This window comes from Rosistilla oblonga, from assembly GCF_007751715.1.
Taxonomy (GTDB): Bacteria; Planctomycetota; Planctomycetia; order Pirellulales; family Pirellulaceae; genus Rosistilla; species Rosistilla oblonga.
On record NZ_CP036292.1, the window covers coordinates 1,255,480 to 1,272,920 of the forward strand.

Here is a 17,441-nt window from a genome sequence, read left to right on the forward strand (position 1 = left end):
CGTCGTTATTTAGGAGGGAGAGGAAAGTCGGGCGTCGCGATCAACTGTTCAGCAGCCACTGTAGAAATTGCGACCAACCGGCGCGATCGTAACGCGTCGTCTGTGCAAATCGGTCGTCGTATTCCGGCGGAATTCGATCGAGGATCTGTTGGGCTTGTTTCAGGATCCGTTGCACGTCGGCCTGGCGATCCAACGCCTCGAAGCATCGCGATTGCTGTACCAACGCTTCCAACGCGATCGGTTCGTTGATGAATCGATTGATCGTGGCGCTGTAGGCGGTGATGGCATCTTCGTACCTTCGCAGTCCCAGCAGCGCATCGGCTTCGCCTAGGTAGCAGTTCCGCAGCATCCCCTGCTCTAAATCGCTGAGCGCTCCGTCGTCGTTGACGCTGTTGAGATCCGACCGCAGGCGACGATAGGTCTCCGCAGCGGCAGCCAAATGGTTTGAGTGGATCAGGTTTTGTTCGCGTCGACTCGAATCGAGCGTGTCGGCCATCTCCGCCCGCAGTTTAGGCCAATCGGCAGCGTAGCGATGAGCCTGCGCGGCCAGATAAACAGCGCGTCGCGCTTCGCGTAGTCCGGGGTACCGCGTGTTCACCTCTTCGAGTCGACGGATCGCGGTGTCGAACACCTGCTGGTTCTCGCGATACTGTGAAGCCAGTTCTTCGATCGGTGGTGTTGCCTGGTTCGGCTTCGGCGTCGTTAGAACGAAGTGTGTTGCGATCGCATCGGCGTACAGCAGTTCGCTTAATGCAATCAGCGAATCTCGCCAGGCGATACTGTCGGGAGCCAGCAGGCCGTCTTGCAGGTTGGCTTCCAGGTAAGCTTGTGCGGCGCTGGAATCTCCCAGTTCGCGAGCGGCTGCTGCGGCCAGCAGTCGGGCTTCATAAGAGAGGCTGTCGCGTGGAAACTCAACGATACAGGCGTCGCAGGTCTGCATCGCCGCGGCGTAATCCTTCAACGCCAACAACGCTTTGGCTTGCAGGATCAGGCCGCGAGGCAGTTGGTCGCGCTGCTGATATTTGAGGTAGGATTCCAGCAGATCCAGGCAGGGCTGGTAGAGGTGGGCGAGGTCGTATTGCTCGATCGCGTCCCACAAAAGATCGGGGTACTGCGGCGACGTAAACCACAGCTCTGCCGCTTTGGCGTACGCCTTGCCCGCCATCGCATGAAGCTGTTTGGAGCGTTCGAGCGTTGCTCGATCAGCGGTCGCATCGGGGCGAAGGTTCTCCGCCAGCACGTTTTCGCCCCAGGCGGCATAACTGGCCGCTTCCATCCGCAACGTATCGGCGGGTTCGAAGATCGGTCGCAGTTCTTGCGTCACATCGATCGCGGTTTCAAATCGTTGCTGCTGTCGCAAGTTGTCGACCACCAGACTCAACCGGCGTCGGAACTCTTCCAGCGAAATCAGCCGCGGGTCGAAGCCGGTCGGATCGCCGAGGTCGCGGGCTAGATAGGTCGACGTGCCGATGCACTCTTGCGCCGTGCCGTGGTCGGCGAGGATCTCGAGTTCCTCGATCGCTCCAGCCAGCGAAACCGCAGGATCGACGTGGTTCTGACGGACCGCACCAAGCAATCCCAAGGCCTTGTCGTATTCGCCCAGCAGACGTTGCGCTTGGCCGGCGACCAGCATCGCGTCGAGTCCCAAGCGTTCATCGGCGGTCCGGGCGATTTCGATCAATTCCTCCAACGCGTCGTCGATGATCTGCCTCGCCTCGGGAGAGATCGTGGCTTTGGGGGAGATCCGGCGGCGGTCGCGGATCATATCGGCGGCCAGGCCGAGTTGGATCTTTGTCGATTCGAGTCGAGCTTTCGCATCGACGCTCGGTTCGGTTGCCGCCTGGCGCGTGGCGGCGAGCGCTGCGTCCCATTCGCTTTGTTCGCGAAGGATTCGGGCGCGAAGCAGGTTGCCTTCGGCGCGTTCGATACCGTCGATCGTCTGCAGCGTCAGATACTTGTCGATCGTGGCGAGCGCAGCGGCGGGGGCGTATTCGGGAGACCGCAGTTGCGCATCGGCTAGCGGCTGCAGAAATCGGCGTTGCGCGTCGACGCGGTTTTGGATCCCCTGTTCGAATGCAATCGCGGCTCCCGTGAAATCACCGGTGCGATATTTCGCGTGCCCCAGCAACAAGGTCCCGTCGCGGGCGTAGATCTCGGGAAACCCAATCAGTTCAGCGTGTTTGAGTTTGTCGATCACGAGGCTCAGCTGAACGCGGAGCGCATCGAGTTCGGGTTCTTCAAAGGCTTGTTGAACGGCGCTGGCCGCATCGAGAAATGCGTGCATTTGTCGCTGTTCCTCGGTCCAGTCGGGACTGGCGATCAGCGATTGGGTAAGCGAGTTGACGACCTTCCAGCGGCCTTCGTTGTATTCTTCTTGAGCCAGTTTGAGCGTGGCGTCGACGTTCACCGACGTCCGCTGCGCATAGGTGGCAAAGAGCGTCGCGAAGGTACCCAGAGCGACGACAGCTAGCACGGCGATGCTGGCTAGCTTCCAAGGGGTCGCCCGCGGGGCATTTGCTTTGTCGTCGGCCGTTGTTTCGTCCAATGAAAGGCCTGGCTAAAGAGCTGTTTAGTTCGCGGAAAACTCAACAGGTTCGGTGTCGCACATCGTTGCTGTGTGCAACGTATCGACGCCGGTGACCTGCCCCATAATCCATTCGTTGACATCGCTCAAAATCTGCGGATGCAGTTCGTTGGCGACATCGTATTGCCGCAGATCCAACCCGATCCGGGCGGCGTGCAGGTGTCGCAAATCGCGGCACAGGTCGTTGGTCGGGTAACCCGATTCGTCGGTTCCAAGCGCGATCATCATCGGCAGATTGCGAGCCGCCTCGAGGTTTGCCAACGGCCGCGATCCGGTCGGAAAGCGTCCGCCCAAAGAGATCGCGCCGGCAAACGCAGTCGGGTGACGCAGCGCGGTCCGCAGAGCCATCGTGCCACCTTCGCGATAACCGACTAAGCAGACGCGGTCGCGATTGATGCTGTATCGCGAACTAGCAAGTTCGATCGCATCGAACAGCGTTTGTTCGGTGATCGCAATTCCGGCTTCGCTTTGCAGCCAGGAGAAGCCGTGTCCCATCGAATCGGTAGCACGCGGCGCTCGAACGCCGACACCGATGTAGTTTTGCATGCTGATCGAAGGGACCACGCTGGACATCTGCGTTTGGTCGCTCCCTTCGTTGTGGAGCCAAATCACCAGCGGGTACTGGTAGTTGGATTCGTATTGTACGGGGAGGAAAAAGGAAGACCTGCCACAGCTTTCAAGCGTCGCCGAGGAATGCGACTGAGGATTGTTGGCCCATGAGAAGCTGCCACTCGCCGAAGCGTTTTCTGACCAAAGACGGTTCATAATCGAAGATGTCCTGGGGACCGAGAAAAGGAAAGGCCTGGGGGAGAGCCATTCTGCTCGCGAGAATCGAAACGTTTTAGATTTCCTTCGTGTATCTGTCAACACTAAGATTAGATATCAAATCACCACTCTTGGTTGTCCCCGAGTCGTCGGGGACAACACAAGAATGGGCGTTTAACATCGTGATCTACCTGGCCACACGAGGGCCGATTGGCATAGGGTCTCGCTAGTCAAAAGACAGCTTGTTAGACAGCTTACGCCGACAGGAGACCGTCCATCGTTGCGACCAAGCTCTTCACTGCTTCGACGCTCTTTTGGAAGTTCGATTTTTCTTCGTCGGTAAGTTTCAGTTCGACGATTTTTTCTACGCCGTCGGTACCCAGCACGCATGGCACGCCAACGTAGAACCCGCCAACACCGTATTCTGTGTCACAATAGGCAGCGCAGGGGATCAGGCGTTTCTTGTCTTTGACGATCGCTTCGACCATCTGGGTGCAAGCTGCTGCGGGAGCGTAGTAGGCGCTGCCGGTCTTCAGCAGCGAAACGATTTCGGCACCGCCCTTGCGAGTCCGGTCGACGATTTCGTCGAGTCGTTGTTGCGATAGCAATTGAGTCACGGGGATGCCGCCGACGCTGGTGCAGCTGGGGATTGGGACCATCGTGTCGCCGTGGCCGCCCATCAGCATCGCGCTGATGTCTTCGACGCTGACACCCAATTCCATCGCCAGGAACGCGCGATAACGTGCGGTGTCCAATACGCCAGCTTGGCCAACGACCTTGTTGGGGGCGAAACCGGTGACCTTCAACATCTGTTGAACCATCGCGTCCAACGGATTGCTGACGACGATCACAACCGCGTTGGGGCTGGTCGCTTTGATCTGTTCGCCAACGCTCGAAACGATCTTGGCGTTGGTCGCCAACAGATCGTCGCGGCTCATTCCCGGCTTCCGTGGAATGCCTGCGGTGACGACGATCACGTCGCTGTCGCGCGAATCTTCGTAGCTGGTGGTGCCGACGAGATTGCTATCGAATCCCATGATGGGCGAAGCTTGCATCAGGTCCAAGGCCTTCCCCTTGGGCATGTCTTCGGCGGCGGGAATATCGAGCAAAACGATATCGCCCAGTTCGGCCGCAGCACACCAATGGGCACAGGTGGCGCCGACGTTTCCGGCTCCGATGATCGTAATTTTAGCTCTTTTCATGACTAACTTTCTGAAGGGGTAAGAGGATTCAATATCAGTAGCCCCAAGGGGCCGTTTGTCCGTTGGCCGCCGATTATACCGCGCGTTGCGAATGTGTGGCACGGCACAGCAGAAAGCCATTTGCCACCGCAGTTTTCAGCCTGCGACCGCAAGGATCCTTGGCTTTCGACGCGGGGGGGCGCAGCGCGATCGGGCTCTCGCCGCCAATATTTTGCGAGGCCTGCAATTGCTAGCAATCGCGCGGTGCCTGCAGCAGAGCAATCGCACCGCGCGAACGGTTCAGTCCATGCCCGATCAAGACTGCCGGTCGTCGTCGAGGTTGGGGATGACATCGGGGAGCATGCGATCCCGCTTGGCTCGCATCTGGCGATCGGTTCGAGCCGCTTTGGTGAGATAGGCGATTGTGGCAAGCAGTCCCGCCAGGAAGACGATCGCGATCATCCAACCGATTCGGGCGAGGCTGGCCTTGGCCGTTCCGGCTGGCTTGATGCTGATCGTGGTCGCGGCGATCAACGGTCCGATCTGCCGGTCGCCTCCTTTGCTGCTGACGAAGTCGGTTTCGTAGGTCCACAATCGATAGAAGAATCCGTCGACGTCGATCATCGCTTTATGCATCAGCATCGCCTTGGTGACGCGGCCGTTTTCGCTGACCAGGTCGTTCAGGAATGGTGGCAGGTCGAGCATCGCCAGGGTGACCGGATAGCGGTTGCCGAACGCGATCGGTTCGCCGCCATCCTTCGGTTGGATCCTGACTTCGGCGTTGTCCAGATCGCCAAACGCATCGATCTCCCAGTAATGATCCTGGCCGATCTGTTGCTGCAGCGAAGGGGCGACGATCTGTTGGATCCGCGCCGTTTCCAATCGCACGCGAATGAACTGGCCGATCAACTTTTTCGACTCGGTAGGGTTCAGCAAGACCTGCGGGCGAATCGGTTTTGCCGCGGTGTCGTCGTCGGCCGCTCGCGAGGCGGCTTTGAGGAATTCGTAAAAGGCATTCGATTCGGCCGACGAGAGCGCCGATCGGTTGTGGCGTTGGATCAAGCCGATCTGGCCGACGTCGAAACCGGCTCGGCTGAGCATCAACCAGCCGGCGGGAAGGGGCATGTTCGGGTCGGACTGGGTGGGGAACCACTGCACGCTGCGGCAAGCGATCAGCCCCGGCGCGGTCTGGCTGGGGCTGGCGATCTGAAACCCGCGGGCCCGCAGCGGCTGACTCAACGTCGCGGCGGTCTTCCACTGGTCGGGGATCTGGCGGCAGAGGATGCCGATCTGCTCTTCATCGACGACGGCTTTGACAAGCCACATCGCATCGAAGTCCAGCGATTCGGCGAGCCGCTCGGGAATCGGAATCCGCTGTGCCGCAACGGCTTCCCCCTGCAGGTCGATCGCGTGCGGGAGATTGGGAGGCAGCGCGGCGGTTTGCGCCAACCGTTCGTCGAGCTGTCGATCGCTCATCCGCGCGATCCGCCACAGCACGCGAGCCGCTTCGGCGGGGACTTCGCTGGTCGTCTCCTGCGCTTTCCACCACTGGCGGACCGCTTGCAGATCGGTTTCCGAAACGCCGGGGATCCCTTGGTCTGCAGGTTCGTCAGCCGCTTGCCCAGCGGCGGAATGACCGAGCCCGATGACCAGGGCGAACGAAATCGGCAGCAGGGCGATAGAGGTTCTCATCGTCGGATCAATCCAGTTCATCGAAGAGCTTGAGGTCGGGTTGAGTTCGCTTTTGACGCAGCAGGTGATCGCGGCGCTGGCTGCGGCGAAAGCTCCAGTACCACAGGCCGGTCGCGGCGGCGGCGATCATCGCTGCGGCGGCGAAGGCGATCGCAATTCCCGATCGCGGCGGCGGTTCGCTGCTTGCGGCGGCGGCTTGGGATGCCGGTTCGATTCGGGCGACCAATAGCGGCGCCTGTTCGTAACCGCCGACCGAACGATACAAGTAGCGTTTCAAGAAGATCCCGTCGATGTCGACCATCGGTCCCGATTCGTCGACGCCCGTACCTTTTAAAGCGGCGATCTGCGGCGGGACGCTGGGGCTGTAGACGACGATCGGTCGTTCCGATCCATCGATCGGTCGCAGCCAGACCATCCAATAGTCTTCGATTTGAAACGGATTGGGTTTGGCATCGATTCGCGATGCTTGGACCGCCTGGCCATACATCCGCACATGCCGCCCGCGATAACTGACCGATTGTTCGATCAGCGGAACGACACCGACATAAACCGGATCATCGGATAATCGATCCTCGTCGGCGATTCGTTCCAGCGAGCGATAGAAGGCTTTGAAATCCCCTTGGTTCCAGACGGTGCCATCTTCGATCGTGTCGAAGTAGGTGGCATCCAACGCGCTCTGCAGACCGAGTCGCAATTGTTCGAGTTCGGGTTCGGTGGCATCGGCGTCGAGCAGCGCGGCGTCAAAACGAGTCGGATCGGCAAAACCCGACTCGCGAGCGGCGCTGGCGACCGTCGCCGCCAGAGCGGTTTGCTGTTCGTCAGGCTCCGCCATCGCCGCCGGATCGCGATGCCGAATCGCTGCCAGGCGGCGAGTCAAACGATCGCGGTCCTCGTCGTTCAGCTGAGCTATCAGTTTCGTGAAGTCAGCTGCCGCAGCGGTTTTTGCTGCTGCGACCGGAAGGAAATCCGGCTGGCTGGGAATTTCAATTCCTGCCGGAGTAGTGATCGGAACTCCCAGCCGCGCAAAAATCTTGCGGTAGACTTCGGGATCGCCAGCTTGCTGCATCAGCAGCAGCACCAGGACGAGAGCCAGTGTCAGCGTGGTCAGCCTGCGACCGTTGGATCGAGCTGTCGACTTGTCGGTTCGCTGGCGATACAGCGTCCGCTCAGTCAATGAACTACGGATTTTCATTGGGATGTTCGGTATATGAGATACAATACATTATACGTTTCCCGGTATACCGGCGGTTGGCTGTTGTAAGCCCGGGGAGGCTCTTTATATTGAACTGACGCGGGAGCCTTACCGTGTGGTAGTGTTACGGGAGTGGAGTCCGCCCTAGTTTTTAGGTTAAGGGGCGCGCCGCGGATTCCAGTCATCATGCTACCAAAATAGCTCCAACGTACCTTTTCCAACACCGGCATCTCCCATGCCAACCGCCCCTCCAAGCTGATTGAATTCAGGGTTCGAATGATCTACCAAACCAAGATGGTCCCGACGGGGCTGCTCGCGATTGGACTTGCTCTGTTCGCACTTCCGCTGCACCTCTCCGGCGGCGAACCGGCGGAGATGTATCTGAAACAACTGCGAGCGAACCGCTATTACGATATGGCGTTGATCTATTTGGATCGGATCGAAAAAGGGGCCCCTGCTTCGGATGAGATCCGTTCGTCGCTGCAGTTGGAACGCGCCCAGACCTATCTCGAGATCGCCGGTTCGACGCGCGTTCCCGCGGTCCGCGACGACAACTTCCTCAAAGCCGAAGCGGCGTTGCGTTCGTTTATCGATCAACAGAAGGATCATCCTCGCGTCGCCGAAGCCCGGATGCAGTTGGGCAAACTGTTGCTGACGCGTGCAGTGGTGCTGTTGGAACGGAAGGATATCGACGATGCCCAACGCGATGCGGCTCGCGGTTCGTTGGACGCCGCAGCGCAGGTGTTCGACCAGATCGTCGAAGACCTGCGGGGCAAGCTGAAGGATATGCAAGGCAATAAGATCGACCCCAGCGATTCCGCGGCGTTGGCGCTGCGAGAGCGTTATCGCGGTGAGTTCTTGGGAGCGAATCTGTTGGGTGGCGATGTCCGCGAACGCGCTGGCGACACCTTTCCAAAAGATTCCCCCGAACGCGTCAAACGCTACGACGCAGCTCTGGCCAAATACAAAGAGCTAGCCGAAAAGTACAGTTCGCTGTTGCCCGGCGCGCAGGCCGCCTTCTTCATCGGCCGGGTGCAAGAGAAGAAAGGGGATTCCGCCGCGGCGTTGATCGCTTATGAAAATACGCTCCGTCAGCCCGACGTCGAAGCGCTCCGTCCAGCCAAGACCGAAGCGGCAGCTCGCGCGGTCGACATCTTGATGTCCAACGACCCGCCGAAAGTTAAAGAGGCGATTGCATTGGGGGCTCCCTGGTTGGGCGGCTTGCGTCCCAATGAACGCTCGTTGCCCGAGTGGCAGGTTTTGCGAACCGCTTTGGCCAAAGCTTACGTAGCATCGGCGGCGGATCAGAAACCGGCCGACGCGCGGAAAACGAAAAGCACCGCCCGCTCGCTGTTGGTTGCTGCGACCAAGGTGCCGGGCCCACATCTCGACGAAGCTCGACAGTTGTTGGGCGACATCGGAGTCGAGGTTGCCGAGGAATCGGCCGCGCCGGTGGAGGCTCCCAAGTCGTACGCCGAAGCATTGGCCAGCTGCCGCGAATTGGTCGAAGCCGCCAAGCTGTCGGCGCTCCCGATCGAAGTCTTAAAACAAGAGATCGCTCGCGGTGGCGATAACGTCGACGAACTGAAAAAACAGTTGGCCGATGCGCAAGCCGACGTCGAGAATCGCTATCAGGTCGCGTCGAGCATCATCCAACAGGGGCTGTCGCTGACGACTGGCGAAGACACGCAGGAAACGATCAATCAGGGGCGGTTCTTTCTCGCCTGGCTCGAATCGCAACGCGAGCGATACTGGGAAGCTGCGGTTGTTGGCGAATTTGTCGCCCGCCGTTTCCCGACCGATGCGTTGGCGTTGCAGTGCGGTTTGGTCGCCTTAAATGCTTATCAATCGATGCTGCAGGCGGCGGATGAATCGCGACAAGCTGCTTTGATGCGTAAGATCGAACCGCTGGCAGTTTTCCTGTCGGAGAAATGGCCCGAGGATCCTAATTCGGCATCGGCGGCGAATCTGTTGGTGCAGATCTCGATGCTGGACAAGCGTTGGGATGATGCGGAGAAGTACCTTGTCAAACTGCCCAGCGATTCTCCGGCACGGGCCAAGTTTCAGAATCTGTTAGGTCAGTTTCTGTGGAACGAATACCAGCAGCAAGTCAAAGAGCAGCAGACCGAAAAAGCGGCGGCTACGTTAGAACGCAGCATGCAGCAACTGGAGGCTGGGTTGCAGTTGGTGCAACGCGAGGGCGTCGATAACACGACGCTGTTGTCGGCGCTGCTGCTGTCCAAAGCCAAGCTGCAGAACGACGATGCCAAAGCCTCGCTCAGCATTCTCGAAAACGAAACCTATGGACCTTTAAATCGTCTCAAAGGCGAGGGGGCTCTGAGTCCGCCGGGCCAAGGATTTGTTCCCGATACCTATCGGACCGCGCTGCAAGCGTTGGTCAGTCAGTTGAAAGATGGCGGCGACGGCGACAAGTTGTTGCCGAAGGCGAAGGGGATGATGAGCGATCTGCGGACGGCTCTGGAGTCGGAACCCGACTCGGGCAAGAAGCTGATCGGTATCTATTATTCGCTGGCGAAAGATATTCGCCAACAGATCGAAAACGCGAAACCAAACGAGAAGGCCAAGCTGATCGATGCGGTCAAGTTGTTTTTGGTAAACGTTGGCCAGCAATCGACCGATCCGGCGACGACGCACTGGGTCGCTCAGACCTTTATGGAGATGGGCGAATCGGCGATGGGGAACACTCCGCCGCCGGCGACTGGGCAAGCGAAGGCGCTGTTGGAAGCGGCGGCGAACGAATTGCAAACGCTGCTCGATAAACCGGGCGACGACGCCGATGCGGTTCGCCAGATCCGGTTTGAACTAGCGACAACCTCGCGGATGCTGGGTGACTACAAGCAGGCGATCAACCAGTTCGAACAGATCTTGAAAGAGAAGAACAGCATGATCGACGCTCAGGTTCAAGCCGCCCTCAGCTACCAACAGTGGGCGCTTTCGCCTGGCTTCAATCCCAAATATGTCAAGAACGCGTTGAACAGCGCGATGTCGGGCGCTCGCCCCGACGCGGCTCGAAAGAACACGATCTGGGGCTGGGGAAAACTGGCCAAACTGGCTCAGGGGAAACCTGCGTTTGAAGCGACCTTCTTCGACGCTCGCTATCGGATCGCCGAGTGCATGTACCTGACAGGCCAGCGATCGCCCGAGGCCAGCGATAAAGCGAAGTACGCCGAACGAGCGGAGAAGGTGATCTTGGGAACGCTGCAACTGTATCCCGAGCTAGGCGGTCCAGAGGACGTCCAACGCAACGACCAACTGATCCGCCAAGCTCAAAAGGCTCAAGCCAAACCGGTGACTGGGCTGCCGAAATAGACCACCAGAACCCGACCCGAATCTGTCAGCGGCGATCGCCGTTGGCAGGCTACTACTTTTCGTAACTATCCGAATCCGGAATCGATAACCTCATGAACAGAATCCTGCACCAAGCGATCGCGGTTGGCGTTTTCGCGATTTCGATCCACGTTTCTCCCGCCGCGTTTGCTCAACTCGATCGCGTCTACCCAACCCAAGGGCCCGTGGTCAGCGGCTCGATCATTCAAACGCAGCCCGACGGCGTGGTGATCCAGGTCGGCGGCGCAGAGCGAAAGTTTACGCTCGACAAGATCGACCGCGTCGTCTTCGATCGCGAGCCGGGGCCGTTGACCGAAGGCCGCAGTTTGGTGCGGCAAGAGCAATATGAAGCGGCGCTGACACAGCTTGGTCAAATCAACATGGCTCAGATCAGCCGCGCGGAAATCAAAGCCGATGCGATGTTCTATCGCGCCTTCAGTCAGGCTCAAGTCGCGTTGGCCGGGCAGGGAAACAAAAACGCTGCGGTCAAAGAGATGTACGGTTTTGTGACCTCGGTCGGCAAAAACAGCTTCCATTTTTATGACGCTGCGAAAACCTTGGGCGATCTGGCGCTGGCCGTTGGCAGCTACGATAACGCGGTCAAATATTACGGTGCCCTGGCTCGATCCAGCGACGCGAATCTGCAGCTGCAGTCGCGGTATCTTGTCGGTTGGTCGTACCTGCAACAGAAGAAGCTCGACGAGGCCGACAAGGCTTTCGCCGCGGTAACCTCCGCTTCGGTCAGTTCGCCCGATCAGCTCCGCTATCAGAAACTGGCGCTCGCCGGACAAGCGGCGATCGCGGCTGGAAAGGGAGATCCCGACAAGGGCTTGGAGAGTCTGAACAAGTTGATCGAAGAGAGCGACGCGGCGGACGCAGAGCTATTCGGTCGGCTGTACAATGCCCAAGGCGCTTGCTTGGCTGCCAAGAGCGATCCCGAGGGAGCTGTATTGGCTTATCTGAAAACCCACCTTTTGTTCCCTTCGGACCCCGATTCGCACGCCGAAGCGCTTGCGGAATTGGTACAGTTATGGCCACAGGTCGGGCATCCCGAACGAGCCAACGAGGCGCGTACGATTTTGCAGACCCGATACCCTGGGCGAAACTGATTCGCGGCGCGTCGTCGGCAGGCTGCTGATGCTGCTTGCCGTTAAGATCCGCAAAACCTCAATGCGGTTTCGGCTCGCCCGGCGGAGGGTAAAAAACTTAGCTGATAATTTACCTCCGCTGTCTACAATAACACTTCCAAACTAACCCACCCCACATGCAATCACACTGTGCTGGAGATACTTTGATGACCCGATTGTCGAATCTGAACGATGCAAAGCGGCCTGCGTTGGGCCTTTTCGGGTGGTGTTTCATCGCCCTGGCCTTCTCGATGTTCGCGCTGATCACGCCCGCGGTAGCACAGGACGACGCAGCCGATGAATTCGCCGACGCGCCAGCCGAACCGGCCGCCGCAGCTCCCGCCGAACCAGCTGCCGAAGCCGCCGCTCCAGCCGGAGGCGCCGCGCCTGTGGACGCTGCCCCCGACGCAAGCGATCAGAGTCTGTTGGGTTGGGTTTATCAGTCGCTGGGGCTGACTTACCTGTTGGTCTTCTTGGCGCTCTCGTTCACTTTTGTCTCGCTGTTGGTGATGAACCTGTTGACCGCGCGTCGCGATACGCTGTGCCCGCAGGAACTTGTCGACAGTTTCGAAGAGAAGCTCGACAGCAAAGACTTTCAGCAAGCCTACGACTTGGCGCGTTCGGACGAATCGGTCCTGGGGCATGTCCTGTCGGCTGGGTTGGCGAAATTGTCCAAGGGTTACAACAAAGCGCTCGAAGGGATGCAGGAAGTTGGTGAAGAGGAGAGCATGAAGCTGGAGCACCGTTTGAGCTACATGGCGTTGATCGGAAACATCAGCCCGATGATCGGACTGTTTGGAACGGTCGACGGTATGATTCGTTCGTTCCAGGTGATCGCGACAAGCGGTTCGACACCGAAGCCAAGCGAATTGGCGGGTGGTATTTCGACGGCGTTGTTCACGACGCTTGTCGGGTTGGCGATCGCGATCCCCGCGATCGCTGCCTACAACATCCTGCGGAATCGCGTGACGCGATTGTTGTTGGAAGTTGGTGTGACCAGCGAAGACTTGATGAGTCGCTTTGAAGATATCAAGCCAGGCGCCAAGTAGTCGTTTGGTACACCGGCCTGAATTGGTGAAGGCCGGGATCGCATTTTCCTTTTCATGTTCGCTGACGCATCGCGGTGCGTCAGCCATCCACCCCAGAGCACGAACATGCGCGTGAAGTCGAAGAAACCCGAGATCGAAGAAGGCGATTTGACGCCGATGATCGATATGACATTTCAATTGATCGCGTTTTTTATGGTGTTGATCAATTTCTCGCAGACCGAGGCGAACGAACGCGTTCAATTGCCTAGCAGCGAATTGGCGCGGCCGCCGGAGGGCGAGATCGAATCGCCGATCATCATCCACGTCGCCGCCGATGGGACCGCGATCATCGGTGCCGAAGAGATCTCCGTCGATACGATGCGACCGATCCTCAATCGAGAGATCAGCGTTTTGAAAGCCGACGGCAAGGCCGCCGAAGATGCCAACATCATCATCCGCGCCCACAAGGATGCGGCGACCGGCAAGGCTCAGGAGATCATCTCGGTTTGCCAGGAGGTCGGCTTTGAGAACTTCTTATTGCGGGCCAAGGAGGAGGTGCTATGAAAATTCGCAATAAGAGCGAAGGGATCAAAAACGAGTTGCAGATGACGTCGATGATCGACATCGTGTTTCTGCTGCTGGTCTTCTTTATCATGACGTTTAAAATCGTCGAGCAAGAAGGCGACTTTAATATCAAGATGCCGCTGGCTTCGCAGGACCAGCAATCGCAGAGCGATGATCTGAACATCCCGTTGAAAGTACGCATGGAAGCCGATGCCAACGGAGAACTGCAGCGGATCCGCTTGAACGAGATCGATCTTGGGACCGATTTCGCCAAGCTCCGTGAGACGGTTGTCGGGTTGGTCGGCGCCGGCGGCGGACCATCCGAAGGCGAGGATGGCCAGGAGGTCGAGATCGATGCCGATTACAACCTCCGCTACGAATATACGATCGAAGCGATCACGATGGTGACCGGTGAGAAGCGTGGCAAAGAGACTGTTAAGTTGATCGATAAGATCAAGTTTGCCCCGACACGGCGTCCTCAATAGGTTCTCGCCGACCCCAATTTGATTCGACTTTGCCGCCAGCGGACTTTGTGCCGATGGCGGTTTTTTTGTGGACATGCGCGATTGTCCAGCCGTCACAGTCGTTGAATTCGAAGCGTTGCAACGCAGGGTGAAAGGTTTCCTGTTACCTAGATCGGGTATGGTGGAACATTCTGCGGTGGAGTGCCGAACCCGTTGTTATGCCTACTTGATCTTGTCTTCTCAAGTTCGGTTCTTCGGTCACCTTGCGAATCGGAAATCCACATGTCTCTGGATGTTGAGAAGCTTGTCGTCGGCACGGTGTTGAAGGAGTCGTTGTATAGCGATTCCGGTCAGCTGCTGCTTCGCCGTGGTTCTTATGTCAGTGAAGAAGTCTACAAGCGGTTGCGTCGCCGCAGCGCGTCGCGGATTGTTGCTCCGCCACCGGTCAGCTTGGATTCGTATGCGGCGGGGCTGCCCGGTTCCGACGCCTCGCGGCACGGGTGCAAGCCGTACGACGATCGACAGGTTCAGCGTTTGCAGCAGCGTTTTGAATCCGCCGCCGAGACGGTGACCGATCTGGCTGATGCGTTTAATCAGCGGAAGTTGAAGTCGGCGCAGGGTCTTCGCGATCTCGCCGGCGACTGTATCGACGACATGTCCAACGACATGGATCAAGTGCTTTCGGCGATGTGTGAGGTCCCCGAGGATCATCGGCTGGCGGCGCGATGTATGCGGATGGGGATGATCTGCGTCGCGATCGGAATGGAGATGGATCTGCCGAAAGATGAGCTGATCCAAGTCGGAACGGCGGGCGTCGTGCACGACTGGGGGCTGTTCAGTTTGCCGCCGGAGTTGCGTTACATCCACCCGGAGATGACCTTTCAGCAGCGGATTCAATACACGCGACATCCGTTTTATGCCCACGACCTGTTGCGGGCGATTTCCAACGTTGATGGTTCGGTGTTGCTGGCGGTGCTGCAGGCCCACGAACGGATCGACGGCAGCGGATTTCCCAGCGGTTTGCGCGGCGATCCGATCTGCCTCTTCGCGCGGATCCTGGCCGTCGCCGATACGTACCTGGCGTTGACGGCGCCGGTCGGCGATCTGCCCGCGGTTGTGCCGTGCGATGCCGTCGCGTACCTGGTCGGCCAGTTGGGCAAGTCGCGGTTCGATCCGCGCGTGGTGCGTGGGTTCCTGCAATCGATGGCTCAGTTTCCGATCGGCAGCCTGTTGCAGTTGAACGACCATCGTCAGGTCAAGGTGCTTCGCAGTAACGGCAAGCAGTATGGGCGGCCGATCGTTCAGGATCTGATGAGCAGTGAGATCTTGGATCTCGCCCAGCACGATCTGGACATCGTCAAGCCGATCTTGCGGCACGACCCGTCGGAGTATCGTTTGAAGCCGGAGTTTCGTCGGTTGATGGATAACCGCGACCTGCCGGAGTATCTTCATAAAGATTGTTTCGTGAGGCCGGAAATGGTCGATGTCTAGTTCGCGTCGGATGAACCGGAACGTCCGCCCTCCCCTTTCTTTTGCTCTTGGAGATCTCTGCGATGGCGTTACCTGGAATCAAGCTCTTCGATCTGACCGGCAAGTCGGCAATCGTGACGGGCGGTTCAAAAGGGCTTGGGCAAGCGATGGCGGCCGGTTTGGCTTCGGCCGGTGCCGACGTGATGTTGGTCAGCCGCTCGCAACAGGAAGCTGCCGACGCAGCCAAACAGATCGCCGACGAATTTGGGCATCAAGCTTTTGGGATCGCTGCGGACGTCAGCTGTCCCGATCAAGTCGAATCGATGGTGGCTCAGGCGATCGATCGGTTTGGCAAGATCGATATCTTGATCAACAGTGCGGGGATCAATATCCGCGGCAGTATTGAATCGCTCACGCTCGACGAATTTCGGCAGGTTCAATCGATCAACACCGATGCGATGTGGTCGTGTTGCAAGGCGGTGGTTCCTCACATGAAGCGATCTGGCGCGGGCAAGATCATCAACATGGCAAGCACCTTGGGCTTGGTCGGGCTTGCGAATCGCACGCCCTACGCGACCAGCAAGGGAGCTGTCGTGCAGCTGACTCGCGCTTTGGGGTTGGAGTTGGCCGGCGATGGGATTCAGGTCAACGCGATCTGCCCAGGGCCGTTCTTAACGCCGATGAACGCTCCGATCGCGGAGACCGAAGAGGGGAAGCAGTTTATCGTCGGCGCGACAGCGGTTAAACGCTGGGGCCAGTTGGAAGAGATCCAAGGAGCGGCGATCTATCTGGCGAGCCAGGCATCGAATTACATGGTCGGCAGCATGGTCGTGGTCGATGGCGGCTGGACGGCGCGATAAGCGGCGGCGTCGCGAGCGATTGGCGTTTTGCGTGCGTCAATCGGCTTGGAAATAGAGCAGCACGCCGATGATCAGGGTCACAAACGCGACGATCGCCAGCATCATCGAGAGCGATGCCTCGGGGCGTTCCATTCCCTGGCCGCTGCGTCGGATCCGATCGCGCAGCCGATTTTGGCCGATCCCGATCGCTGTCTCCGCCCCAACGTCGGCTCGCTGTCCGAGATCGGCTTTGGCGCCTGCGAGGATCGATTCCTCGACGTTGTGTTCGGCCGCGATCTGCAGCATCACACCCTGGACGTGGCGGGCGTTGAAGGGCCGCTTCTCGGGATCTTTTTCCAGCAGTTGCGCGATGATCTCATCAAACGCCGATGGGCATCCGGGGATGCGATCGCGAACGCGCGGCGGAGTGCCGTGAAGATGAGCTTCGAACAGCTGCATGAAGTTATCGCCGCTGAACGCTTTTTCGCCCGTCAGCATCTCGTACAGGCAGCAGCCCAACGCGTACAGATCGACCTTTCCGGTGATGGTTGTTTCACCTGTGATCTGCTCGGGAGCCATGTAGGCGTGCGTGCCGACGGTCATCCCCGCACCGGTCAGGTCGCTGTTGTGGAGATCGCGAGCGATTCCAAAGTCGCCTAGTTTGACGGTGCCGTCGGATGTCAGAAAGATGTTTGCAGGTTTGATGTCGCGATGGATCACGCCGTGGTTGTGGGCGTATTGCAGCGCTGAACAGATCTGGATCGTCAGCGAGACAACCTCTTGCCAGGTCAGGCATTGGCCGCCGTGAAACAGCTCTTTGACCGAGCCGCCGTCGACAAGCTCCATCACGTAAAACAGCTGGCCGTCGTGTTCGCCGCCACCGTAATATTCGATGATGTTGCGGTGCGACAACCGCTGCAAGATAGCCATCTCGCGCTCGAAACGAGCGCGGATCAGCGGGTCCCGCGAGACGGCGGGATGAAGGATTTTAACGGCATAACGGGAGCCATCACGAGGGTCGGTCGCGTCGCATATCGTACCGACTGTGCCGACACCGATCGTCGTTCTAAGCTGGAGGTCTTCCAGCCGAATCTCTTTCATCGGTGGCTCGTTTCACGCTAGGCAACGGACCATCGGAATCAAGCCCGATGATCGGGAGGGACGCGGTACCGCACACCGCAGTCGCG

At 58.7% G+C, this 17,441-nt stretch carries 13 protein-coding genes; 7 read left to right on the forward strand and 6 right to left on the reverse strand.

Going from position 1 to position 17,441, the window contains the following annotated elements; genetic code table 11:
• Positions 1 to 40: 40 nt before the first annotated feature.
• The 5 genes from CA51_RS04470 to CA51_RS04490 all read right to left on the reverse strand — a co-directional run bounded on the left by CA51_RS04470 (position 41) and on the right by CA51_RS04490 (position 7,414).
• Positions 41 to 2,545: a tol-pal system YbgF family protein gene (locus CA51_RS04470; RefSeq protein WP_145118167.1), complete on the reverse strand. Its 2,505-nt coding sequence runs from the start codon at positions 2,543 to 2,545 to the stop codon at positions 41 to 43.
• Between the two features lie 24 nt (positions 2,546 to 2,569).
• Positions 2,570 to 3,349 (reverse strand): alpha/beta hydrolase, encoded by a 780-nt coding sequence (locus tag CA51_RS04475; protein ID WP_145118169.1) that lies wholly within the window; start codon positions 3,347 to 3,349, stop codon positions 2,570 to 2,572.
• Positions 3,350 to 3,603: 254 nt separating this feature from the next.
• The gene (gene mdh / locus CA51_RS04480; protein WP_145118171.1) at positions 3,604 to 4,551 is read right to left on the reverse strand and encodes a malate dehydrogenase; all 948 of its coding nucleotides are present in this window, start codon (positions 4,549 to 4,551) and stop codon (positions 3,604 to 3,606) included.
• Between the two features lie 294 nt (positions 4,552 to 4,845).
• The gene (locus CA51_RS04485) at positions 4,846 to 6,222 is read right to left on the reverse strand and encodes a hypothetical protein (RefSeq protein WP_145118172.1); all 1,377 of its coding nucleotides are present in this window, start codon (positions 6,220 to 6,222) and stop codon (positions 4,846 to 4,848) included.
• A gap of 7 nt (positions 6,223 to 6,229) precedes the next feature.
• Positions 6,230 to 7,414, reverse strand: coding sequence for a hypothetical protein (locus tag CA51_RS04490; RefSeq protein WP_145118174.1), 1,185 nt, complete (start codon positions 7,412 to 7,414; stop codon positions 6,230 to 6,232).
• A gap of 276 nt (positions 7,415 to 7,690) precedes the next feature.
• Between CA51_RS04490 and CA51_RS04495 the strand changes: the two genes are divergently transcribed.
• The 7 genes from CA51_RS04495 (at position 7,691) to CA51_RS04525 (ending at position 16,275) form a co-directional block, all read left to right on the forward strand.
• Complete coding sequence (locus CA51_RS04495) at positions 7,691 to 10,744, forward strand: outer membrane protein assembly factor BamD (protein WP_145118176.1); 3,054 nt, start codon at positions 7,691 to 7,693, stop codon at positions 10,742 to 10,744.
• 92 nt (positions 10,745 to 10,836) lie between these two features.
• Positions 10,837 to 11,871, forward strand: coding sequence for a tetratricopeptide repeat protein (locus CA51_RS04500; protein ID WP_145118178.1), 1,035 nt, complete (start codon positions 10,837 to 10,839; stop codon positions 11,869 to 11,871).
• Between the two features lie 185 nt (positions 11,872 to 12,056).
• Complete coding sequence (locus CA51_RS04505; RefSeq protein WP_417732635.1) at positions 12,057 to 12,938, forward strand: MotA/TolQ/ExbB proton channel family protein; 882 nt, start codon at positions 12,057 to 12,059, stop codon at positions 12,936 to 12,938.
• A 105-nt stretch (positions 12,939 to 13,043) separates the two neighbouring features.
• Positions 13,044 to 13,481 (forward strand): ExbD/TolR family protein, encoded by a 438-nt coding sequence (locus CA51_RS04510; RefSeq protein WP_145118180.1) that lies wholly within the window; start codon positions 13,044 to 13,046, stop codon positions 13,479 to 13,481.
• The gene (locus tag CA51_RS04515; RefSeq protein ID WP_145118182.1) at positions 13,478 to 13,966 is read left to right on the forward strand and encodes a biopolymer transporter ExbD; all 489 of its coding nucleotides are present in this window, start codon (positions 13,478 to 13,480) and stop codon (positions 13,964 to 13,966) included. Before CA51_RS04510 ends, CA51_RS04515 begins: the two co-directional genes overlap by 4 nt.
• A gap of 261 nt (positions 13,967 to 14,227) precedes the next feature.
• Entirely contained in the window at positions 14,228 to 15,436 is a 1,209-nt protein-coding gene (locus CA51_RS04520; protein WP_145118184.1) for an HD-GYP domain-containing protein, read from the forward strand.
• Between the two features lie 62 nt (positions 15,437 to 15,498).
• A complete protein-coding gene (locus CA51_RS04525) occupies positions 15,499 to 16,275 on the forward strand; it encodes an SDR family NAD(P)-dependent oxidoreductase (RefSeq protein ID WP_145118186.1) in 777 nt (258 codons plus the stop codon).
• 36 nt (positions 16,276 to 16,311) lie between these two features.
• Here CA51_RS04525 and CA51_RS04530 read toward each other — a convergent pair whose 3' ends face one another.
• Entirely contained in the window at positions 16,312 to 17,355 is a 1,044-nt protein-coding gene (locus CA51_RS04530) for a serine/threonine protein kinase (protein WP_145118188.1), read from the reverse strand.
• Between the last annotated feature and the right edge of the window lie 86 nt (positions 17,356 to 17,441).

What these genes read in the sequence shown, in the direction of transcription:
- CA51_RS04475 (WP_145118169.1), bottom strand. Translation starts at nt 3,349, where the DNA reads ATGAACCGTCTTTGGTCAGAAAACGCTTCGGCGAGTGGCAGCTTCTCA.
- mdh (WP_145118171.1), bottom strand. Translation starts at nt 4,551, where the DNA reads ATGAAAAGAGCTAAAATTACGATCATCGGAGCCGGAAACGTCGGCGCC.
- CA51_RS04485 (WP_145118172.1), bottom strand. Translation starts at nt 6,222, where the DNA reads ATGAGAACCTCTATCGCCCTGCTGCCGATTTCGTTCGCCCTGGTCATC.
- CA51_RS04490 (WP_145118174.1), bottom strand. Translation starts at nt 7,414, where the DNA reads ATGAAAATCCGTAGTTCATTGACTGAGCGGACGCTGTATCGCCAGCGA.
- CA51_RS04495 (WP_145118176.1), top strand. Translation starts at nt 7,691, where the DNA reads ATGATCTACCAAACCAAGATGGTCCCGACGGGGCTGCTCGCGATTGGA.
- CA51_RS04500 (WP_145118178.1), top strand. Translation starts at nt 10,837, where the DNA reads ATGAACAGAATCCTGCACCAAGCGATCGCGGTTGGCGTTTTCGCGATT.
- CA51_RS04505 (WP_417732635.1), top strand. Translation starts at nt 12,057, where the DNA reads ATGACCCGATTGTCGAATCTGAACGATGCAAAGCGGCCTGCGTTGGGC.
- CA51_RS04510 (WP_145118180.1), top strand. Translation starts at nt 13,044, where the DNA reads ATGCGCGTGAAGTCGAAGAAACCCGAGATCGAAGAAGGCGATTTGACG.
- CA51_RS04515 (WP_145118182.1), top strand. Translation starts at nt 13,478, where the DNA reads ATGAAAATTCGCAATAAGAGCGAAGGGATCAAAAACGAGTTGCAGATG.
- CA51_RS04520 (WP_145118184.1), top strand. Translation starts at nt 14,228, where the DNA reads ATGTCTCTGGATGTTGAGAAGCTTGTCGTCGGCACGGTGTTGAAGGAG.
- CA51_RS04525 (WP_145118186.1), top strand. Translation starts at nt 15,499, where the DNA reads ATGGCGTTACCTGGAATCAAGCTCTTCGATCTGACCGGCAAGTCGGCA.
- CA51_RS04530 (WP_145118188.1), bottom strand. Translation starts at nt 17,355, where the DNA reads ATGAAAGAGATTCGGCTGGAAGACCTCCAGCTTAGAACGACGATCGGT.